General features: G+C 67.0%; 17 protein-coding genes. 7 read left to right on the forward strand and 10 right to left on the reverse strand.

Going from position 1 to position 19,408, the window contains the following annotated elements:
* Positions 1-9 precede the first annotated feature (9 nt).
* The 3 genes from ACSZL9_RS17675 to hisC all read right to left on the reverse strand — a co-directional run bounded on the left by ACSZL9_RS17675 (position 10) and on the right by hisC (position 3,805).
* Positions 10-999, reverse strand: coding sequence for an alpha-ketoacid dehydrogenase subunit beta (locus ACSZL9_RS17675; protein ID WP_446666832.1), 990 nt, complete (start codon positions 997-999; stop codon positions 10-12).
* Positions 999-2,216 carry a pyruvate dehydrogenase (acetyl-transferring) E1 component subunit alpha gene (pdhA, locus tag ACSZL9_RS17680; RefSeq protein ID WP_446666833.1) on the reverse strand — a complete coding sequence of 406 codons (1,218 nt, stop codon included), beginning with the start codon at positions 2,214-2,216 and terminating at the stop codon, positions 999-1,001. Before pdhA ends, ACSZL9_RS17675 begins: the two co-directional genes overlap by 1 nt.
* A gap of 494 nt (positions 2,217-2,710) precedes the next feature.
* On the reverse strand, positions 2,711-3,805 hold the full coding sequence (gene hisC, locus ACSZL9_RS17685) for a histidinol-phosphate transaminase (RefSeq protein WP_446666834.1): 1,095 nt from the start codon (positions 3,803-3,805) through the stop codon (positions 2,711-2,713).
* Between the two features lie 75 nt (positions 3,806-3,880).
* On the opposite strand from hisC, the gene ACSZL9_RS17690 reads away from it, so the two are divergent.
* Positions 3,881-4,276 (forward strand): phage holin family protein, encoded by a 396-nt coding sequence (locus ACSZL9_RS17690; RefSeq protein ID WP_446666835.1) that lies wholly within the window; start codon positions 3,881-3,883, stop codon positions 4,274-4,276.
* 27 nt (positions 4,277-4,303) lie between these two features.
* On the opposite strand, the gene ACSZL9_RS17695 is transcribed toward ACSZL9_RS17690, so the two are convergent.
* From ACSZL9_RS17695 to ACSZL9_RS17710, 4 genes are all read right to left on the reverse strand, one after another.
* Positions 4,304-5,281, reverse strand: coding sequence for an NUDIX hydrolase (locus tag ACSZL9_RS17695; RefSeq protein ID WP_446666836.1), 978 nt, complete (start codon positions 5,279-5,281; stop codon positions 4,304-4,306).
* A gap of 87 nt (positions 5,282-5,368) precedes the next feature.
* Positions 5,369-6,154, reverse strand: a complete 786-nt coding sequence (locus tag ACSZL9_RS17700) for a hypothetical protein (RefSeq protein ID WP_446666837.1) — start codon at positions 6,152-6,154, stop codon at positions 5,369-5,371.
* Between the two features lie 103 nt (positions 6,155-6,257).
* A complete protein-coding gene (locus tag ACSZL9_RS17705; RefSeq protein ID WP_446666838.1) occupies positions 6,258-8,171 on the reverse strand; it encodes a S53 family peptidase in 1,914 nt (637 codons plus the stop codon).
* A gap of 218 nt (positions 8,172-8,389) precedes the next feature.
* Entirely contained in the window at positions 8,390-9,268 is an 879-nt protein-coding gene (locus ACSZL9_RS17710; RefSeq protein ID WP_446666839.1) for a L,D-transpeptidase, read from the reverse strand.
* Between the two features lie 229 nt (positions 9,269-9,497).
* On the opposite strand from ACSZL9_RS17710, the gene paaI reads away from it, so the two are divergent.
* Positions 9,498-9,911 carry a hydroxyphenylacetyl-CoA thioesterase PaaI gene (gene paaI, locus ACSZL9_RS17715; protein ID WP_446666840.1) on the forward strand — a complete coding sequence of 138 codons (414 nt, stop codon included), beginning with the start codon at positions 9,498-9,500 and terminating at the stop codon, positions 9,909-9,911.
* On the forward strand, positions 9,908-11,203 hold the full coding sequence (locus ACSZL9_RS17720) for an AMP-binding protein (protein ID WP_446666841.1): 1,296 nt from the start codon (positions 9,908-9,910) through the stop codon (positions 11,201-11,203). The genes paaI and ACSZL9_RS17720 overlap by 4 nt, the downstream gene beginning before the upstream one ends.
* A 217-nt stretch (positions 11,204-11,420) precedes the next feature.
* Here ACSZL9_RS17720 and ACSZL9_RS17725 read toward each other — a convergent pair whose 3' ends face one another.
* The gene (locus ACSZL9_RS17725) at positions 11,421-11,987 is read right to left on the reverse strand and encodes a hypothetical protein (protein ID WP_446666842.1); all 567 of its coding nucleotides are present in this window, start codon (positions 11,985-11,987) and stop codon (positions 11,421-11,423) included.
* A 36-nt stretch (positions 11,988-12,023) separates the two neighbouring features.
* On the opposite strand from ACSZL9_RS17725, the gene galE reads away from it, so the two are divergent.
* Positions 12,024-13,052 carry a UDP-glucose 4-epimerase GalE gene (galE, locus tag ACSZL9_RS17730; protein WP_446666843.1) on the forward strand — a complete coding sequence of 343 codons (1,029 nt, stop codon included), beginning with the start codon at positions 12,024-12,026 and terminating at the stop codon, positions 13,050-13,052.
* A gap of 168 nt (positions 13,053-13,220) precedes the next feature.
* Here the strand turns inward: galE and ACSZL9_RS17735 are convergent, their stop codons facing one another.
* Positions 13,221-13,397 (reverse strand): MbtH family NRPS accessory protein, encoded by a 177-nt coding sequence (locus ACSZL9_RS17735; protein ID WP_446666844.1) that lies wholly within the window; start codon positions 13,395-13,397, stop codon positions 13,221-13,223.
* A gap of 230 nt (positions 13,398-13,627) precedes the next feature.
* Between ACSZL9_RS17735 and ACSZL9_RS17740 the strand changes: the two genes are divergently transcribed.
* Positions 13,628-15,340: an alpha/beta hydrolase gene (locus ACSZL9_RS17740; RefSeq protein ID WP_446666845.1), complete on the forward strand. Its 1,713-nt coding sequence runs from the start codon at positions 13,628-13,630 to the stop codon at positions 15,338-15,340.
* A gap of 131 nt (positions 15,341-15,471) precedes the next feature.
* Here the strand turns inward: ACSZL9_RS17740 and argS are convergent, their stop codons facing one another.
* Entirely contained in the window at positions 15,472-17,220 is a 1,749-nt protein-coding gene (gene argS, locus ACSZL9_RS17745; RefSeq protein WP_446666846.1) for an arginine--tRNA ligase, read from the reverse strand.
* 88 nt (positions 17,221-17,308) lie between these two features.
* Here argS and ACSZL9_RS17750 point away from each other — a divergent pair, with 88 nt between their 5' ends.
* The gene (locus tag ACSZL9_RS17750) at positions 17,309-18,133 is read left to right on the forward strand and encodes a hypothetical protein (protein ID WP_446666847.1); all 825 of its coding nucleotides are present in this window, start codon (positions 17,309-17,311) and stop codon (positions 18,131-18,133) included.
* Positions 18,134-18,379: 246 nt separating this feature from the next.
* Positions 18,380-19,339, forward strand: coding sequence for an ABC transporter ATP-binding protein (locus ACSZL9_RS17755; RefSeq protein ID WP_446666848.1), 960 nt, complete (start codon positions 18,380-18,382; stop codon positions 19,337-19,339).
* Positions 19,340-19,408 lie beyond the last annotated feature (69 nt).

The following is a 19,408-nucleotide window of genomic DNA, read 5'->3' on the forward strand; positions in this document are numbered from 1 at the left end:
GTGAACTCCTTAGAAGCTGAGCGCTTGGTCGACGCTGTCGAGGATCCGGTCCAGGTCGGGCAGGAAGTCCTCCTCGTAACGCGAGGGCGGGTAGGGGATGTTGTATCCGCCGACGCGCATGACCGGTGCCTCCAACGAGTAGAAGCATTCACGCTGCACTTGCGCGGCCAACTCCGCACCCATGCCCAGGAAGGTCGACGCCTCGTGCACCACGACGCACCGCCCGGTCTTCTTCACCGACGCGAAGATCGTCTCGGTGTCGAGCGGCGAAAGTGACCGCAGGTCAATGACTTCCAGCGATTTGCCCTCGCCCTGAGCCGCACCCGCGGCGTCGAGACAGGTCTTGACCATCGGGCCGTAGGCCAGCACGGTCACGTCTTCGCCGGGACGGGCCACCCGCGCGCTGTGCAGCGGCAGCGGCGCACCGGCCGACTCGTCCAGCTCGACCTCGGCCCGCTCGTGGTAGCGGCGCTTCGGCTCGTAGAACATCACCGGGTCGTCGGACGCGATCGCCTGCTGGATCATCCAGTAGGCGTCCGCCGGGTCGGCGCAGGTGACGGTCCGGAGGCCGGCGGTGTGCGCGAAGTAGGCCTCGTTGGACTCCGAGTGGTGCTCGACGGCGCCTATGCCACCACCGAAGGGCACACGGATGACCATCGGCAGCTTCAGATGCCCGAGCGACCGAGCGTGCATCTTGGCGACCTGGCTGACGATCTGGTCGAACGCCGGGTAGATGAACCCGTCGAACTGGATCTCCACCACCGGGCGGTAGCCGCGCAGCGCCAGGCCGATCGCGGTGCCGACGATGCCGGACTCGGCCAGCGGCGTGTCGATGACGCGGTCCTCACCGAAGTCCTTCTGCAGACCCTCGGTGATGCGGAAGACTCCGCCGAGCTTGCCGACGTCCTCACCCATGAGCACGACCTTCGGGTCGTCCTCCATGGCCTTGCGCATGCCAGCGTTCAATCCCTTTGCCAGCGACAGCTTTTGAGCAGTCATCAGTTGCTCCCCTCCGCCGCGAAGGACTCTTGGTAAGCGATGAACTCCGCCTTCTCGCGCTCCACCACCGGGTGCGGGTCGACATAGATGTCGTCGAACATCGCCGGCTTCGGCGGGTTGGGCATCTCCTGGCAGGCCTTGCGAATGCGCGCGGCCAGCTCGTCGGCCTCCTTGTCGACGGCGTCGAAGAACGCGTCGTCGGCGTGGCCCTTGCTGGCCAGGAAGCCGCGCATGCGGGCGATCGGGTCTTTCTCGCGCCAGATGTCGACCTCGGCCGCGATGCGGTATTTGGTCGGGTCGTCCGACGTCGTGTGCGCGCCCATCCGGTAGGTGAACGCCTCGATCAGGGTCGGGCCCTGGCCCGCGCGGGCAGCGTCCATCGCGGCCTTCGTGACGGCATACACGGCGAGCACGTCGTTGCCGTCGACGCGGACGCCGGGGAAGCCGAAGCCGCGCGCACGCTGGTATGGCGGGATGCGGAACTGCTTGTAGTTGGGCTCGCTGATCGCCCACTGGTTGTTCTGGACGAAGAACACCATCGGCGCGTTCGCGACGCCGGCGAAGACGAGTGCCTCGTTGAAGTCACCCTGCGCCGTGCCGCCGTCACCGGTGAACGCCATCACCGCTGCGTCGCGGTCCGGGTCGCCGGTGCCGACCGCGCCGTCACGCTGGACACCCATCGCGTAGCCGGTCGCGTGCAGCATCTGGTTGCCGATCACGATCGTGTAGAGGTGGAAGTTGTTCTCGTTGCTGTCCCAACCGCCGTGGTTGACCCCGCGGAAGAGACCGAGCAGGTTCTCCGGCGGCACACCCTTGCACCACGCGACACCGTGCTCGCGGTAGCCCGGGAAGGCGTAGTCCTGCGGACGCATCGCGCGGCCCGCGCCGACCTGTGCGGCTTCCTGGCCCAGCAGCGACGGCCAGAGGCCCAGCTCGCCCTGGCGCTGCAGTGCGTGACCCTCCGCGTCGATCCGGCGCACCAGCACCAGATCGCGGTACATCGACCGGCCGTCCTCGCCCGTCATGTCCTCGACGATCTGGGCGTAGTCGGCGTTCGCGGGGCACGTCGGGAGGCGGTTGCCATCACCGTCCACGAACTGCACCATGTCGGGCCCGCCATCGGTGATGTCGTGCTCCATCGGTCCTGTCACCACCGTCTCGTGATGTCTGACCGGACCCGGCGTGACCGGAGCCGAATCCATCGCGTCGTCGGGCATGGCTTCTCCTTCTCGGGCGGCCGCGACGTGGGTGTGTCGCGACGTGTCGTGCGCCCCCGGGGTCACCGGTGGGGCGCCGAGCCGTGGCGGCATACCTGCGGGGAACGTGCCGAAAATCGGTGTCCGAGAGGTATGACGCGGCTCACATTTGCCTTACGCCGGAAGGGTACCCGCGGACTTTGCGCTCGCCGAATCCGGAGCGCTACCCACGAGTAGACAAGCTGGTCGAGTAGGAGCGAGCCTGCCCAAGCTGGTCGAGTAGGAGCGCGCCTGCCCAAGCTGGTCGAGTAGGAGCGAGCCTGCCCACGCTGGTCGAGTAGGAGCGAGCCTGCCCAAGCTGGTCGAGTAGGAGCGAGCCGCTAGGCGAGCGACGTATCGAGACCGACCTCCCCGGTTTCGATACGCTCCTCCGCTTCGCTCCCCCGCTACTCAACCACCTTGTTGTCGCGGTTTCGATACGCTCCCCCGCTACTCAACCACCTTGTCGTCGCTACTCAACCAGCATTCGTCGCGAAATCGGCCGCCACCTGCAGCAACCGATCGGTCGCCTCGACTTCACCGACGCTGCAGCGCACCCCGTCGCCCGCGAACGGCCGCACCACCACGCCCGCAGCCTCCGCCGCGGCGGCGAAGTCCAGCGTCCGGTCACCGAGCGGCAGCCAGACGAAATTCGCCTGGGTGTCGGGGACCGCGTAGCCGAGATCGCGCAATCCGATCAGCAACCGGTCGCGCTCGGCGACCAACTCCCGCACCCGCTCGTCGAGCTCGTCGTATGCCGCCAGGCTCGCGATCGCGGCCTGCTGCGCGACGTGCGAGACGCCGAACGGCACCGCCGCCGTGCGCAGCGCCGACGCGACCTGCTCGTGCGCGATGCAATAGCCGACACGCAACCCGGCCAGCCCGTAGGCCTTCGAAAACGTCCGCAGCACAGCGACATTCGGGCGCGGGCGCCATACGGACAAGGCGTCGGGGGCATCGTCGTCGCGGTTGAACTCCAGGTAGGCCTCGTCGAGCACCACCAGCACGTCGGACGGCACCCGGTCGAGGAAGCGCTCCAACTCGTCGGCGTGCACCGCCGGGCCGGTCGGGTTGTTGGGCGAGCAGACGATGACCAGCCGGGTGCGGTCGGTGATCGCGTCGGCCATCGCGTCCAGGTCGTGCCGCGCGTCGCTGGTCAGCGGCACCTGGACGCCGGTCGCGCCGGAGAGCCCGATCACGATCGGGTAGGCCTCGAACGAGCGCCACGCATAGACGACCTCGTCGCCCGGACCGCTGGTGATCTGCAGCAGTGTGCCGAGCAGGCCGACACTGCCGGTGCCGGTCGCGACTTCGTCCGGTTGCACCTCGAAGTGCTTCGCGATGGCCTCCCGCAACGCGACCGTCCCCATGTCGGGGTAGCGGTTCATGCTCTGCATCGCCTCCCGGACGACCTCGAGCACGGACGGCAGTGGCGGGTAAGGGTTCTCGTTGCTGCTGATCTTGTATGTCGTCCGCCCAGGCTGCTCGGTTGCCGGCTTGCCCGCGACGTAACGGGGGATGGACTCGAGGGTCGCTCGCAGTCGGACAGTCCCCGATGTGGCGTCAGTCATACTTCCGCAGCTTAGGACCAGGCGGCGTTGGCGCGTTCAGGCGGTGTTGGGTCCGAGGCGTGCCAAGCTGGTGCCATGAAGAACTTCCTGATCAAGACCGGTATCAATGCCGTCGCGCTGTGGATCGCCGCCATCGTCGTGCCAGGCATCACGCTGGCTCAGGACAGCACGACGACGGGTTCCAAGGTGCTGACGATCATCATCGTCGCGGCGGTCTTCGGCGTCATCAATGCCATCGTGAAGCCGATCGCACACTTCCTGTCGTTCCCGCTGATCTTCCTGACGCTCGGACTCTTCACCTTCGTCGTCAACGCATTCATGCTGCAGATCCTGTCGTGGCTGTCCGACCCGCTCGGCCTGGCTTTCCACATCGACGACTTCTTCTGGACCGCGATCCTCGGCGCGCTCGTCGTGTCGTTCATCAGCATGCTGATCAACATCCTGCTGCCCGACAACCTCGAACAGCACTGAGCGGGCCTAAAGCTCGACCGTCGAAGGTTAGGGACGCGGCCAGTCGGGCGGGCGGCCGTCCTCCAGGTAGACCGTGCCTTCTCCGGCGTCGAGCGCGGCCAGCGCCGCCCGGGCGACGCGGACCGTGTAATCAGCCGCATGCTCAGCGAGTTCCGTGTCGTCGCACCAGTGCACTGCGCGGATCTCCCGCGTCTCCAGTCGTATGGCGCCGAGCTCCGCCGCCGGCACGCTGACCTCGAAGACGAACAGCGTCGCGTCGTCCCAGCCCCGCCAGGCCGGCAGCCAGCTGACGGCAGCCAGCGATCGAACCTGTCCGGTGACTCCCAGCTCCTCGTGCAGCTCTCGCAGCACCGCGTCGGCCGGTGACTCCAGCGGGTCGACCACGCCGCCGGGCAGATCCCACGGCTTCTTGTAGACCAGCTCGCACACCAGCAACCGGCCGGACTCGTCACGGATCAGCGCCTGCGCGATGGCGCGTTTGGTGGGCAGCGAGCTGTTCAGCCAGGCGGTGAACGCGTCGCGGGTGCCCGGCTCCGGATCGGTCGCCAGGCGCCCGAGCACGAGCGCGTCGACCCCGTCGCGGTAGTCACGTAGCACTCCTTCGGCGCGCAGCCCCGCCTGCGCGGCTGTCCGCAGCGCAGGGCGGTTGGGGCGGGCGACATACGCCTCGACGCGGTGCAGCCCGAGGTCGGCGAAGGCGTGGGCGATCACCGCCCGCAGCGCGCCTGCGGCAAGGCCCTTGCCACGCGACGCCGGGTCCAGCTGCCAGGCGAGCTGGGCTGCCTCGCCGTCGCGCTCGGGCAGCCGCAGCGCGACGAGCCCGGCGTGCTGGTCTCCATCCCGGTCCCCATCCAGGTCCACGTCGTCGATGGCGAACGCGTGGACCCGGTCATCGACCACCCAGCCCGGCACGTCGCCCTCCGGCTCCGGCACGGACCCGGCGACCATGCGGCGCATCTCGTGCCCGTCGCCGAGGACCGGTGCGTGATGTGGAGCCTGCGTCATACCCACCAGCCTTTCACGACAACGCACTGTGCCCCCGAGCACCGTATGGCGCTCGGGGGCACAGTCGCGTCGTGCTCGAAGACCGGATCAGCCGGTGACCGGCAGCTTCGTGGTCGTCGGCGTCGGCGTCGGCGGCTCCGTGGTGGGAGGCGGCGTCGTCGTCGGCGGCTCCGTCGGCGGGTTGGTCGTGGTCGAGCTCGGCGGTGCCGTTGTCGAGGAGCTCGGCGGTGCCGTTGTCGAGGAGCTCGGCGGGTTCGTCGTGCTCGAGGACGGCGGGTTGGTGGTGCTCGAGGACGGCGTCGTGCTCGAGGACGAGGACGGCGTCGTGCTGGAAGACGAGGACGGCGTCGTGGACGACGACGTCGGCGCAGCCTCGCAGTCGATGCCGGTCAGCGCGACGTAGCTGTCTCCGAGTCCGCCGCCCATTGCGATGTAAGCACCGACGGAGTGGTCGCCGATCGTCTTCGAGCCGAAGGTGACCGTGCCGATCACGTACTCGACACCGCTGAATTCGTTGAGCGGAACGGACTTACCGGCCGCGTAGGTGCCGGCAGCACCGCCACCGGTAACGGTGGTCACCGGGTCCGCGCCATCACACGCGACCGACACAGTCACCGTCGGTGCGTCCGGGAAGGCCGACAGCTGGAAGGTGCCCTTGCCGGCGCTCGCGCTACCGGAGAACGACATGTCATTGCCGTAGGCGCCGGTCACCCATGCGCCGTTGCTTCCAGAGTCGTCGACCGTGTTGTGCCAGACGACTCCGAACGTGTCGCCGGGTGCTGCCGAGCTGGCATTGCTGGTCATGATCAGCCCCGATGCAGCAGCCACACCGGCCACCAACGAAGCCCCGAACAACGCAGTGTTGCGTTTCATGGTCTTGCTCCCCTTTATCTGGAAAAAGTTTGGGCGGTGGTGCGGGTCCGCGCCCGTTGGGCACGAACCCGCACCACCGATCACGCTTGGCTTCTGGCCGATGTCACTTGCCGAAGTTGGTCAGGAAGTTGCCGGTCGGCTCGCCGACGCCGGTCACGTTGTCCCAACCGGACGTCACGCGCAGCGAGTCGGCCGGCTGAGCCAGACCCTCCAGCACGAGGTCACCGTTGTCGGCCCGAGTGATCGGTCCACCGTAGGTGCCCGCCTTGACCGGCTTGACGTCCATGATGTCCGAGGCGCCGAGCTTGTAGAAGTAGGGCGCCGCGTTGCCGATCTGCCGACCCGTGAGCGCCTTGGAGCTGGCGACCAGCGAGGCGACGAGCGGCGAGGACTGGCTGGTGCCACCGCTGCCGCTGACCTCGCCGAGGTTGAACTCGAGCGCGATCGGCGTCATGACGTCGGCGACGGCGCTGACGTCCGGCAGGGTGCGCTTGGTGGTCGAACCCGTCACCTTGCCCTTCTGCCAGGCGGGCTGAGCGAACTTGCCGCTGACGCCGCCACCCGCGCCGACGGCGTTGTGCGGGAAGGGGTACCGGCTGACCTCGGTGCTGCTCTCGTCGGGCTGGGCCCACCAGGTGGTGGACCAACCGACGGTGAACATGCGGCTGCCGTCCTGCTTGGTGCCGACCGCGGTGCCACCGACCGCCGTGACGTTCGGGGAGCTGGCCGGGTAGGCAACGTCCTTGGCGTTGACCGGCGTCGTGCCGCCGTCCGGGATGCTCTCGTCACCCATGTCGCCACTGCTGGCGAACACGCTGATGCCGGTCATCGATGCTTGTGTCGCGGTGCGCTCGAACTGGTCGATGAAGCTCTTCGGCGTCTGAGACTCCGGCGCGCTGAAGGACATCGAGAGGGTGCTCACCTTGTGCTGCTTGACGGCCTTCTGGAACATGCTCAGCAGGTCGTCGAAGCTGTTGCTGGAGGCACCGTAGTAACTGATCGAGGCCTTCGGCGACATGATGTGCGACGTCTGGATGTCCATGTTCTGCTCGCCGTACGCGGCACCGTCGCTGCAGGTCCCCGGGTCCTCGGGCGCCGACTGGTCGTCATACGAACCCAGCGTCGGGTAGTCGAACTTGTTGGACAGGTCGTTGACCTTGGCCTTGGCCTGCGGGTCATTGCACCAGAGCAGGATGCCGATGTTGGACTTGGCGGTTGAGGCCTTGCCCGCGTTGTAGAGCTTCACTGCTTCCTGCGGGCTGTAACCGCACATGAAGTTGGACTCGTTGGGGAAGACCTTCGCGGTCGGCAGGACGTTCTCGCCCCAGTAGCTGGAGCAGTCGCTGGAGCCGGTTGCAGCCGGGGCGGCCTTGCCGAGGCTGCCGCCGGTGCGCACGCCAGAACGCTGGCTCTGCATCCCGGACTTACCGGAGTTGGCCGACTTCAGCGAGCGCAGCTTGTTGACCGGCCCGGTCCGCAGGGTGCTCACGGTGTTGAGGCCGACGATGCTGGTGACACCGAGCTCACGCGGCAGCTGCGGGTCGTTGTTCGGCGCGAGACCGGTGCGCGAGCCGATGGCGACGCGCTGCATCTTCAGCGAGAAGGCCTTGTTGACGTGGCTGACCGGCGCCTGGACGTTGACGGTGCCGGAGGCGGCGTCGCTCGAGACGACCTTCATGCCCTGGCTCTTGGCCCACTTGGACACCTTGGCCAGCGATGCCGGTGAGGCGCCGAACAGCTTCTTGTACTGCGCGGGCGAGATGACGGTGCCCTTGGCGAGCATCGACTGCATGAGTGCCTGGTTACGCAGCGGGACTGCGATCGACAGGTCGACCTTGGTGGCGCTGGAGGCGGCACCCAGGGTGCGCGCTCCGCTGTGCGACAGCGCGCCCGAGTTGCTCAGCCGGACGCTGTCGTTGCCAGGGCCGGCAGCGTGCGCCATCGTGGCACCCGCCCCTGCCATGGCGATGGCCGTTGTCAACGCGACAGCTCCTGTCGCGACATGACGACGCTTCATCAAAATTCCTCCCAGTTATTTGGTGCCCTGAATCGTGGTCTGTGGATGAGGTGACGGACCGAAGATCGGGTGTGGCGCGGGCAACACAGTACCGAACATCACAAAATTGGGAACTTACTTACCAGTATCAGATATGTGAACCGGGTCACCGTGTTGCGCACTGAGACCACGTCTCAGAATTTGAGAGCTGCTTCGGGCGACATTGCTGCGGTGATGTCTCAGGCAGTGACGTCGACCGGCGTGCCGGTGGGCAGTTTCGCGAAGAGCTTCAGCGCCGCATCGGGCACCCGGATGCACCCGTGCGAGACCTTGCCCTCGCGCCCCTTCTTCGTGGGCCAGCCATGGACCGCGACGGTGCCGGGGCCGCCGCCGAACGAGTCGAGGGTCGCCGAGTGCGAGCCGAGCGCGTAGATGACCGGCGAGAACGTCTGGTCGGGGTCGACGAAGCCGCTCAGCAGGAACGTCTCGCCGACCGGCGTCGGGGTGTCGTCCTTGCCCTTGCCGATCGGCCAAATGCCCTTGGAGTGCCCGTCGTGGGTGATGGTGATCGTGTCGTCGGACAGGCTGACCTGCACCGCCCACTTCGTCTTGGCGCGGTTCAGCCCGGCTTCCGGGATCCATGCCGTCGCGCCGTTCGGTCGCGCCGGCAGACGCACCTGCGCCCAGCCGCGCTCGGTGCGCAGCACCGGCAGCCATGTCGTGCTGCCGATCTGCGACTTCGGGATGACGGTGATCGGCTTCTTGCCGGCCTCGGCGAAACCGACCGTCTTCTTGTCGACCTCGATCGCCATACCCTCGCTGTTGGTCTTGTGGTCAATCGGCGCCTTGGCGACCTTGCCGTCGGTGTTGGCGACCGGCAGCTTGTCGATGACCGACTGCGGCACGTCTGGCACGGGTATGTCGGGAATGCTCGACGTCGCCGACTGTGCCGTCGTCGCTGCGGTCGACGGCTTGTCGTCCCCGCCGCCGAAGACCTTCACCCCGATGAGCACGACCAGCCCCACGACCAGGAAGCCGGCGACCACACCGGCCACCGCCGTGCCGATCTTGCCGAGCGGACTTTCCGCGGAGACGCGGTGCTTGCCTGGTTCGGTCACAACGAATGCCCTCTGTTCAGCAGCGAAGCGGATGCTGTGCTGCCCCCTGCAGCACCGCCACGCATTGTGCACGGGCGTGCGGTGATTAACGAATAGCGGTCCGGAATCAGCATGCCATCGGCACCGCCCGTCCCCGGCAGGAACTTCGGAGAGTCCAAATACTGATCGATTGGTCAGTAATTCCTCCAGAACCGCCACACAGAGCTGATCGCGGTGGCAGGCTGTCGTCATGGAAGGAACCGATCACGTGCTGGCTATGTGGCAGGAGGACCGCGCCTCGGCCGCGCAGCACATCGAGTTGCTCGACGTCGGTGTGTATGACGACGGGCGCGGCCACGCCCGCACTCGCATGCAGTTGCGTGAGCACCAGGTCAACGGACACGACATCGCGCACGGCGGACACATCTTCCTGCTGGCGGACTCGACCTTCGCGCTGGCCTGCAACGCCGGCGGACACACCACGGTCGCGTCCGGTGGGGAGATCTCCTTCGTCACAGCAGGTCGGTTGGGCGACGTGTTGCTGGCCGAAGCCAGCGAGCGAGTGACCTACGGCCGGTCCGGCATCACAGACGTCACCGTCCGGCGGGAGTCCGACGGTGCAGTAGTTGCAGAGTTTCGTGGCAGGTCCAGGAGGATCAAATGACGGGTGCAGAGTTGGACGCCGCCGAGCAGTGGTCGGTGGACGAGTTGCGGTCGCACCAGTTGGCGCGCCTGCAGGAGACTGTCGCCTCCGCATACGCAAATGTGCCGCACTACCGAAACGCCTTGGACTCGGGCGGTGTTCACCCGAGTGACATCAAGGAGCTCGCCGATGTGCGGCTGCTGCCGTTCACTGCGAAGGCCGACCTGCGGGAGAACTACCCCTTCGGGATGTTCGCGGTGCCGCGGTCCGAGGTCGTGCGCGTGCACGCCTCCAGCGGCACGACCGGGCTGCCCACCGTCGTGGGCTACACCCAGCAGGACATCGAGACCTGGGCCGACCTGGTGGCCCGGTCGCTGCGAGCAGCCGGTGTCCGACCCGGCGACGTCTGCCAGGTCTCCTACGGATACGGCCTGTTCACCGGCGGACTCGGCGCCCACTACGGTGCCGAGCGGCTGGGCTGCACCGTCGTGCCGATGTCCGGAGGGCAGACCGCCAAGCAGGTGCAACTGCTGCGCGACTTCGGTGCCCGGGCGATCATGGTCACGCCGTCATACTTCCTGTCGATCCTGGACGAGATGACCGCACAGGGCGTCGACCCACGCGAACTCCCTTTGCAGGTAGGCGTTTTCGGCGCCGAACCATGGACGGATGTGATGCGCGCCGAGATCGAGGAGCGAGCCGGCATCGACGCCGTCGACATCTACGGCTTGTCCGAGGTCATGGGGCCCGGTGTTGCCATGGAGTGCACCGCGACCAAGGACGGGCCGACGATCTGGGAGGACCACTTCCTGCCCGAGATCGTCGATCCGATCACGGGTGAGCCGGTCGCCGACGGTGAGGAGGGCGAGCTGGTCTTCACCTCCCTCACCAAGCAGGCGATGCCGGTCCTGCGCTACCGCACGCGCGACCTGACCCGGCTGCTGCCGGGCACCGCGCGACCGGCGTTCCGCCGGATGGCCAAGATCACCGGCCGCAGCGACGACCTGATGATCATCCGCGGAGTCAACGTCTTCCCGACCCAGATCGAGGAGCTCGCGCTGGCGTATGACGGGCTCTCGCCATACTTCCAGTGCGTGCTCAGCCGACCCGGGCGTCTCGACGAGCTGGTGGTGAATGTCGAAGCGGCAGAAGGATTTCCGAGCGAGCGGTGGGCGCAATGCGAGGCCGACCTCGCTCGCGACATCAAGGACAAGATCGGCACGTCGGCGCGCATCGTCGTGGTGCCGGTCGGTGGCATCGAGCGATCCGTGGGCAAGGCCCGCCGCATCGTCGACAACCGCCCCAAAGATTGAGTAGGCCCACGCGCCAAGGTGGTTGAGTAGGCCGAGGCACCCAAGGTGGTTGAGTAGGCCGAGGCGCTAGCCGAGGCCGTATCGAAACCTCCGCCAAACACGCTCGGGCCCTTCGAGACGCCCGCTCGTTGCTCACGGGCTCCTCAGGGACCTTCGAAGGCCTCGATACGTGATCGTTGAGCCTGTCGAAACGTGACCTCGACAAGCTCGGCCACCTCTAAAGAGGACGGATGCGTCCTAGCTGGTCGAGGAAATGGTCGACCGCCGCGGCGTCATACCCACCGCGACCGGGGCGCGCCATGTGGAAGGACGCCGCTTCGATGTTGGGCAGCGGCTCACCGTTGCCCATCGCACGCAGCACGTTGTCGAGGAAGTCGTCGACCTGGTCGGTCTCGTATGACGGGCCGAATCGCGTGGAGGCGAAGGTGATCTCGCGGACCCAGACCTGCTGTTGCCGACTCCACTTCAGCCGGTCGCTGTCGTCGGTCGGCTGATCGGACGCAGCAGCGGCGTGCGTCTCCTGCTGGATGTTGAGCTGCCGCTGCCACTCGGCGATGTTGTCGAAGAGCGCGGTCACCGACTCGGGCGTGTAGCCGTCGCGGAAGCGCGCCCTGCGCAGCCCGACCGTCCCGATCGCGGGCACGGGCTGCTGTGCACGCATCAGGGAGACCACCCGGTCCAACTGACGTTGCACATCGGCCATGACATAACCGCCCCGCGGTTGGGTCGTCAGCATCGGCTTCTCCACGCGGGCAATGTGTTCCGCTGTCCATAGGGTGCTCACCACGCGCTCCATCCTTGCACCGTAACCTGGTGTGCCATGCGCGTACTCGTCTCCGGAGGTGCCGGTTACATCGGCTCCCACACCGTCCTCGCCCTGCTCGACGGTGGGCACGACGTCGTCATCGTCGACGACTTCGCCAACAGCAAGCCCACGGTGCTCGGCCGGCTGGAGGCGTTGTCCGGCAAGACCATCCCGCTGCACGCCTTCGACCTGACCGACGCGGACAAGACCGAGCACCTCTTCAGCCAGGAGAAGTTCGACGCGGTTATCCACTTCGCCGGCTTCAAGGCGGTCGGCGAGAGCGTCACCAAACCGCTGGACTACTACCGCAACAACCTCGACAGCACCTTCTCGCTGCTGCGCGCAATGACCCGGCACGGGGTCGACAAGCTGGTCTTCTCCTCCTCGGCGACCGTGTATGGCGACAACGCGCCCGTGCCCTATCACGAGGATTACGAGCCGCTTTCGTCCTCGTCGCCATACGGCCGGACGAAGGTGATGATCGAGCGGGTGCTGACCGACGTCGCGTCGATCACCGATGGTTTCCGAGTCGCGTTGCTGCGCTACTTCAACCCGGTCGGCGCCCACCCGTCGGGCATGATCGGCGAGGACCCGCAGGGCATCCCCAACAATCTGATGCCGTTCATCTCGCAGGTCGCGGTCGGCCGCCGCGACAAGCTGACGGTCTTCGGCGACGACTACCCCACCGAGGACGGCACCTGCGAGCGCGACTACATCCACGTCATGGACCTGGCCGCGGGACACGTCGCCGCGCTGGAGCACCTGCCGACGATGAGCGAACCCGTCCGAGCGTTCAATCTCGGCACGGGAGAAGGCACTTCGGTGCTGCAGTTGCTGCACGCCTTCGAGCGCGCGGTCGGGCATCCACTCGCCCACGAGATCGGCGCGCGGCGCGCGGGAGACCTGGCGGCATACTGGGCCGACCCGACCCGGGCGCAGCAGGAGCTCGGCTGGCACGCGACCCGCACGATCGACGACATGTGCGCCGACACCTGGCGCTGGCAGTCGCAGAACCCGCAGGGTTTCCCGGACGGCGCGAACTGAGGTCGTTGAGCTTGTCGAACTGAGGTCGTTGAGCTTGTCGAAACGACGGTTGTGACCGTCATACACGAGGGCTGCCCGCCGCCGAGTGACGGCTCGCCGGTCGAGTGACGGTCATATGACGGCGTCACTCGGTGAGGAAGCCGTCACTGGCCGATGGGTGGGTGCGGGTCAGTGGGCGGCGGGGTGCTGCTGGCGCTCGAGGAACTGCTCGCACTGCGTGCGCGTGCCGGGGCCGAAGGCGACCCGCCAGTCCTGGGGCATGCGGTTGGTGCACGGCCAGATGATCAACCGGCCGACGCGACCTGCCACCACAAAATAGAGCGTTGTGTCAGGGTCTGCGGACATGGTCCCTCCCAGTCCTTCCAGCCCCCGAGCGTTGTACTCGTGGGATCAGTGTGACGCATGCGCCTGAGAACTGGTTGCATATTCCAGGGTTGCCGGGGTTCGCTTCGGGGGTTTGCTTCGGGGTTGCTTCCGGTGTTTGCTTCCGTGGCCGGCCAGGACTTCGAGACGGTTCGGAACCACCTAGCACCGTTGTCGCGTCCATCACTGCGACAACAACGAAGGAGTCACACATGCGCCGCCTGCCGCAGCTCGTCACCGTGAGCGCCCTGGCCGTCCTGGTCGCCGCTAGTGGCGACGCGCTCGTCGCCGGACCCGCCAGTGCCGCCGTCGCGGCCGGCGACCTCTCGCCGACGCACGCGAACCTCGACAAATACACCTCGCAGGAGCTCACCTGGAGTGCCGACACCTGCCCCAAGGAGGTGCGCGAGCTCGGGAAGGCCGCGACACGATCCGAGTGCGCGCGGGTCACCGCTCCGAAGGACTACTCCCACCCCGACAAGGGCGACATCAAACTGATGGTGACCCGGACGAAGCCGGAGCAACAAGGCAAGTCCGACCGGGTCGTCTTCACCAACCCGGGCGGCCCCGGCGGACCCGCAGCGCGCTTCTCGGCGATCGTTGCCGCGATGTCACCGCTCGGGCGCACCGAGACCGTCGTGGGTGTGGATCCTCGCGGCACCGGCGAGAGCACACCCGTCAGCTGCGAGCAGCCCAAGGCCAAGGTCCGCGACAACCACCAACTCAGTGACAGCGACGTCAAGACACTGCAGGCTGCGGTGAAGAAGTCGGTCGACGACTGCGTCGCGCAGCACGGTGACTACCTGCCCTACATCAACACCGACAACACCGCCCGCGACCACGACCTGGTGCGCCAGCTGCTCGGCCTGAAAACCATTGACTACTACGGTGTTTCGGCCGGGACCTGGCTCGGGGCCCACTACGCGACGCTCTTCCCCGACCACGTGGGTCGCTTCATCCTGGACAGCAACACCGACTTCACCAGTTCCTTCCAGAAGAGCTTCGGCTACCAGCCGATGGGCTTCCAGCGGCGCTTCTCGCAGCAGTTCGAGCCGTGGGCGGCGCGACACGACGACGAATACGGGATCGGCTCGACCAAGGCCGAGGTGGAGGCCACACACACCCGGGTGCGCAAGGCGGCCGCGGATGGCGACCTCGGCTTCTTCTCCGCCAACGTCGTCGACAATGTGCTCGCCCAGCAGATGTATTCGGCAAAGGGCCTGGTGACCGCCGCCAAGTTCCTCGGCTATCTGGACGAGGCACGCGACGGCGACAAGATCGCGCTCTACCAGGCATTCGGCCTGCTGAACAACGGCTCCGACAGCTACACCGACAACCGGGAGTCGACCACCTTCATGGCGACCACGTGCAACGACACGACGTGGAAGAAGGACCAGGGCTACTACGTCAACCGAGCACACGACCTCGGCCCGAAGTATCCGCTGCTGGGTTACAGCCAGGTCGTGAACAAGTGCGCCTACTGGCCCTACAAGGCGACCAACAGCAAGGTCGACCTGTCCAAGTCGCCCAAGATCATGATGGTCAACAACACCGTCGACCCGGCGACGCCATACGAAGGTGCGGTCGCCGCCCACCGCAAGGCCGACAACACCGTGCTGCTGACGGTCAACAACCAGGGCAACCACGGTGCGGTGCTCGGCAGCAAGAACAAGTGCGTGACCGACGCGGCATACGGCTTCCTGCTGAACGGCGCACTGATCAGCAAGGACTCGGTGTGCCAGGGCATGCCGCTGCCGGGCGACAGCAAGGTCTACCCGGTCGGTAAGCAGGTCACCGGCCCGAAGCCGAGCATCGAGAAGGACAAGAAGCCGACTGAGAAGCACGAGTCCGACAGCCTCGGTGACGTGCTGCTGAAGCTGCTGGAGAAGCTGATCGGCGACATCTTCGGCGGCCCGCACGCCTGACACGCTGGTCGAGTGCCGTGAGGTGCGAGGGGCGTATCGAGACCGAGTGCAGCTTGGTCTCGATACGCTCCTCCGCTTTCGCTCCCCCGCTACTCGACCAGCTTCGGGGGCTACTCGACCAGCTTTGTGGGCTACATCTGGTCGGGGGACTCGATGCCGAGCAGGTCGAGTCCCTTGACCAGCACCTTGCGGGTGAGGGCGCACAGCGCGAGGCGGCTGTCGCGGACCGCGGCGTCCTCGGCCTTGAGCACCGGGCAGTGCTCGTAGAACGCCGTGAACGTCGTCGCCAGGTCATAGAGGTATGCCGCCAGGCGGTGCGGCTCGAGCGTCTCGCCGACCTCGGCGACGACCGGCCCGAAGTCCAGCATCCGCAACGCGAGCGCGCGCTCGTCGGGCTCGCTCAGGACGATGGGTCCGTCGAACTGCACTGCATCCGCACGGGACAGGATCGACCGGATCCGCGCAGTGGCGTACTGCAGGTAGGGACCCGTATTGCCTTGTAGGGCAAGCATTCTGTCCAGGTCGAAGGTGTAGCCGGAGTCGTGCGAGACCGACAGGTCCGCGTACTTGATCGCACCGATGCCGACCTGATGCGCGATCGTCGCGCGCTCCTCCTCCGGCAGGTCCGCGCGGGACTCGGCAACGACTTCGGCCGCCCGTTCGAGCGCCGAATCCACCAGGAACTGCAAGGAGATCAGGTCACCGGACCGCGTGCGCAGGATCTTGCCATCCTTGCCGACGACGTTGCCGATCTGCACGTGGATCGGCTCCGTGCCCTTGATCCAGCCGGCCTTGTCCGCGGCGGACCAGACCATCCGGAAGTGCAGGTTCTGGGGAGCTCCCACGACATACAGCGCACGGTCCGCATGCAGGTCCAGCGACCGATGCCGGACGGTCGCCAGATCCGTTGTGGCGTAACCGTATCCACCGTCGGACTTACGGATGATCAACGGCACCGGCTTGTCGTCGCGCCCGATGAACTCGTCCTGGAAGACGCACAACGCACCGTCACTGATAACGGCAATCCCCTGCTCCTGCAACGAGTCACACACTTCGCCGAGCTCGTCGTTGTATGACGACTCACCACGGATGTCGTCGTCGGTCAGGGTGATGCCGAGGTCGCGATAGACCCGGTTGATGTAGGCGCGGGTGAAGTCCATGATCTTGACCCACAGCTGCTTGCTCTCGGCGTCGCCGCCCTGCAGCGTCGCGACCCGCTTGCGGGCGCGCACCGCGAAATCGCTTGTGCCGTCTGCGGAGTCGAACTTCGCGCGCGCCGCCCGATAGAACGCATTGGGGTCGGTCTCGAGCAGCTTGGCGTCGTCGCTGTCCTCGCCGACCTCGAGCAGGTGCTCGATGAGCATCCCGAACGCGGTGCCCCAGTCACCCAGGTGGTTCTGCCGAATGACGTCGTGTCCGAGCGCCTCCAGGGTCCGCGACAGCGAGTCGCCGACGACTGTCGTGCGCAGGTGGCCGACGTGCATCTCCTTGGCGGCGTTGGGTGAGGAGTAGTCGACGACGACGATCTGGTGCTCCGGCATCGGTATGCCGAGCCGGTCGTCCTCGAGCTGGTGGCCGGCTGCAGCCGCGACCCAGTCGGTGCGCAGGGTGAGGTTGAGGAACCCCGGGCCGGCGATCTCGACGGACGCGATCAGCCCGTCGTCCGCGGCGATCTGGTCCGCGATCGCCTGTGCGATCTCCCGCGGCGGCTTGCCGACCCGCTTGGCCAGCGCCATGGCGGCGTTCGCCTGGAAGTCGGCGTCGGTCTGGCGCTTGTTGGCCGGACGGATCACCGGGTCCACCTCTCGCCACTCCGGTCCGAAGGCCTCGGCGAGGGCCTGCTGGACGCGGGTTGTCAGGGCAAGGGTGGGATCGGTCATGCCGGTCAGATTAATCGGTGGCCGCTCGACCGGACGAATCGATATCCGCGGCGTTCCGCGCATCGGAGCCGCCCATTACCCTTGAGGGATGGGGACCGTCACACGTTTCAGCGCCTGCGCACTGGTCATCGCACTCAGCCCGGTGGTGGTTGCGTGCGGGTCCAGCGACCAGGTCACGGTGACCCCTCCGTCGGCGAGCGGCTCCGGCCCCTCCAACGTCAGCGTCGACACCAACGCCCCGGTCCCCGACGCCAAGGCTCTCGCGGATGACGCCCGGTCGGCATACCGCTCGGCCAAGACCGCTCACATGCACGCGACGATCTCCGAGGACGGCCAGACCCAGACGATCGACATCCGCGGCACCATGGACGGCAGCAACCAGGAGCTGTCGGTGCAGGACCCGGTCGGCGGTGACGCGAAGCTGCGTACGGTCGACGAGAAGTACTACATCAAGGGCAACCAGGACTTCTGGGAGTCGGCGACCAAGTCGGACGACACGACGGCCGCGCTGCTGGCCGACAAGTGGGTGCTCGCTCCCCAGCGATCGACCACCAGCAACAGCGTCAGCCGATTGACGATCCGCCATCTGCTGGACTCGATGCTGGGTGACAGCGCACTGTCCGACAGCGACCTGGCGAGCATGCGGACCAGTCGCGCAACCGACGGCGACAAGCAACTCTTCGTCGCCGAGGGCGACGACTCCGACTCCGACGTCAACACGTTCAAGGTGCTGGCCGACGACACCCACAACGTCGCCGAAGTCTCCGGCACCTCCGATGACGGCGAGGACGGCAACGCCAAGTTCGACGGCTGGAACGCCCAGAGTCATGTCGACGTGCCCAAGGGATACATCACCTTCCCGGGGCATTCCTCCGGTCCGGGCGGCACCGACGGCCCCGGCCGCGACACCTGACCCGGCGTGAGGTCGTTGCGCTCCCCAAGGTCGTTGAGCTTGTTGAGCTCCCCAAGGTCGTTGAGCTTGTCGAAACGTGACCTCGAGACGCCTCCTCCGCTTCGCTCCCCCGACTCCTCGGCCACCTCAGGTTGCTCGGCCAACTCACGTCGTGGCCTGCGCTTCGCGGAACGTTCAATCCATGTCTGCTCCCGGTGTGCCTGTGATCCCTAGGTTCGGTATGCAACCGACCGAAGAGACGGGGAAATGTCCACACCCTCCGCGAGTCCCCTCGCGATCCGAATCCGCTCCATCAGCAAGGTTTTCGGCGATGTCATCGCCCTCGACGGCGTCGATCTCGACGTCCCTGCCGGCCAGGTCCACGGTCTCGTCGGGCCCAACGGCGCCGGGAAGACGACACTGCTCGGCCTGCTCCTCGGACTCACCGCTCCCACCAGCGGCGAGGGGGAGGTCCTGGGCCATCCGCTCGGGCAGACGCGAGCGGTGCCGGCCGGTGTTGCCGGCTTCCTGGACGGGCCCGGGCTCTATCCGACGCTGACCGCCCGGCAGAACCTCACCTCCTCGCTGACACTCGGCGGCGCAGCACCCGATGCCGCCGCGGTCGAGCAGATCCTGGAGACGGTCGGCCTCGCCGAGGTCGCCGACGACCGGGTCCGCGGCTTCTCCCTCGGCATGCGCCAGCGCCTCGGCCTGGCCGCTGCAGTCCTGTCCGAACCACGCCTGCTGGTGCTCGACGAACCCGCGAACGGCCTTGACCCTGCTGGGAAACGGCAGGTGCACGACGTGCTCACCAGACTGGCTGCCAGAGGCACGACGGTCATCCTGTCGAGCCATCGGATGGACGACATCGAGGCGCTCTGCAGCGAGGTCACCATCCTGACCGCCGGTCGCATCGGCTTCACCGGGTCGCTCGCGAAACTGGCTGCGGAGAACGACGCACTCGACTACCGCCTGGTCACACCCGATCCCGACGGCGCACGCCGAATCGCGGGCACTGCCAACGGCATACACCTGCGCGAACCGTCCGGTATGACGCCCGACGCGGCCACCGAGCAGCCGGCCCGACCGCTCGTGCTCGGCGCTGCGAACCCCGCTGCGCTGGACGACCTGGTCTCCCGGCTGATCCACGACGGGATCGCCGTGCGCGAACTGACCCCGGTCATGTCCCCGCTGGAAGCCGCCTTCCTCAAGCTCACCGACCACTAGCCAGACCGGTCGCACAACCGTCACCACCACTGTCACGCCCCGTGTGACCACCCCTGCCTCACCACCCCC

It is taken from the genome of Flexivirga sp. B27, from assembly GCF_052905685.1.

Coding starts and splice junctions, on each gene's coding strand:
- ACSZL9_RS17675 (WP_446666832.1), bottom strand. CDS start 999: ATGACTGCTCAAAAGCTGTCGCTGGCAAAGGGATTGAACGCTGGCATG.
- pdhA (WP_446666833.1), bottom strand. CDS start 2,216: ATGCCCGACGACGCGATGGATTCGGCTCCGGTCACGCCGGGTCCGGTC.
- hisC (WP_446666834.1), bottom strand. CDS start 3,805: ATGACTGACGCCACATCGGGGACTGTCCGACTGCGAGCGACCCTCGAG.
- ACSZL9_RS17690 (WP_446666835.1), top strand. CDS start 3,881: ATGAAGAACTTCCTGATCAAGACCGGTATCAATGCCGTCGCGCTGTGG.
- ACSZL9_RS17695 (WP_446666836.1), bottom strand. CDS start 5,281: ATGACGCAGGCTCCACATCACGCACCGGTCCTCGGCGACGGGCACGAG.
- ACSZL9_RS17700 (WP_446666837.1), bottom strand. CDS start 6,154: ATGAAACGCAACACTGCGTTGTTCGGGGCTTCGTTGGTGGCCGGTGTG.
- ACSZL9_RS17705 (WP_446666838.1), bottom strand. CDS start 8,171: ATGAAGCGTCGTCATGTCGCGACAGGAGCTGTCGCGTTGACAACGGCC.
- paaI (WP_446666840.1), top strand. CDS start 9,498: ATGGAAGGAACCGATCACGTGCTGGCTATGTGGCAGGAGGACCGCGCC.
- ACSZL9_RS17720 (WP_446666841.1), top strand. CDS start 9,908: ATGACGGGTGCAGAGTTGGACGCCGCCGAGCAGTGGTCGGTGGACGAG.
- galE (WP_446666843.1), top strand. CDS start 12,024: ATGCGCGTACTCGTCTCCGGAGGTGCCGGTTACATCGGCTCCCACACC.
- ACSZL9_RS17735 (WP_446666844.1), bottom strand. CDS start 13,397: ATGTCCGCAGACCCTGACACAACGCTCTATTTTGTGGTGGCAGGTCGC.
- ACSZL9_RS17740 (WP_446666845.1), top strand. CDS start 13,628: ATGCGCCGCCTGCCGCAGCTCGTCACCGTGAGCGCCCTGGCCGTCCTG.
- argS (WP_446666846.1), bottom strand. CDS start 17,220: ATGACCGATCCCACCCTTGCCCTGACAACCCGCGTCCAGCAGGCCCTC.
- ACSZL9_RS17750 (WP_446666847.1), top strand. CDS start 17,309: ATGGGGACCGTCACACGTTTCAGCGCCTGCGCACTGGTCATCGCACTC.
- ACSZL9_RS17755 (WP_446666848.1), top strand. CDS start 18,380: ATGTCCACACCCTCCGCGAGTCCCCTCGCGATCCGAATCCGCTCCATC.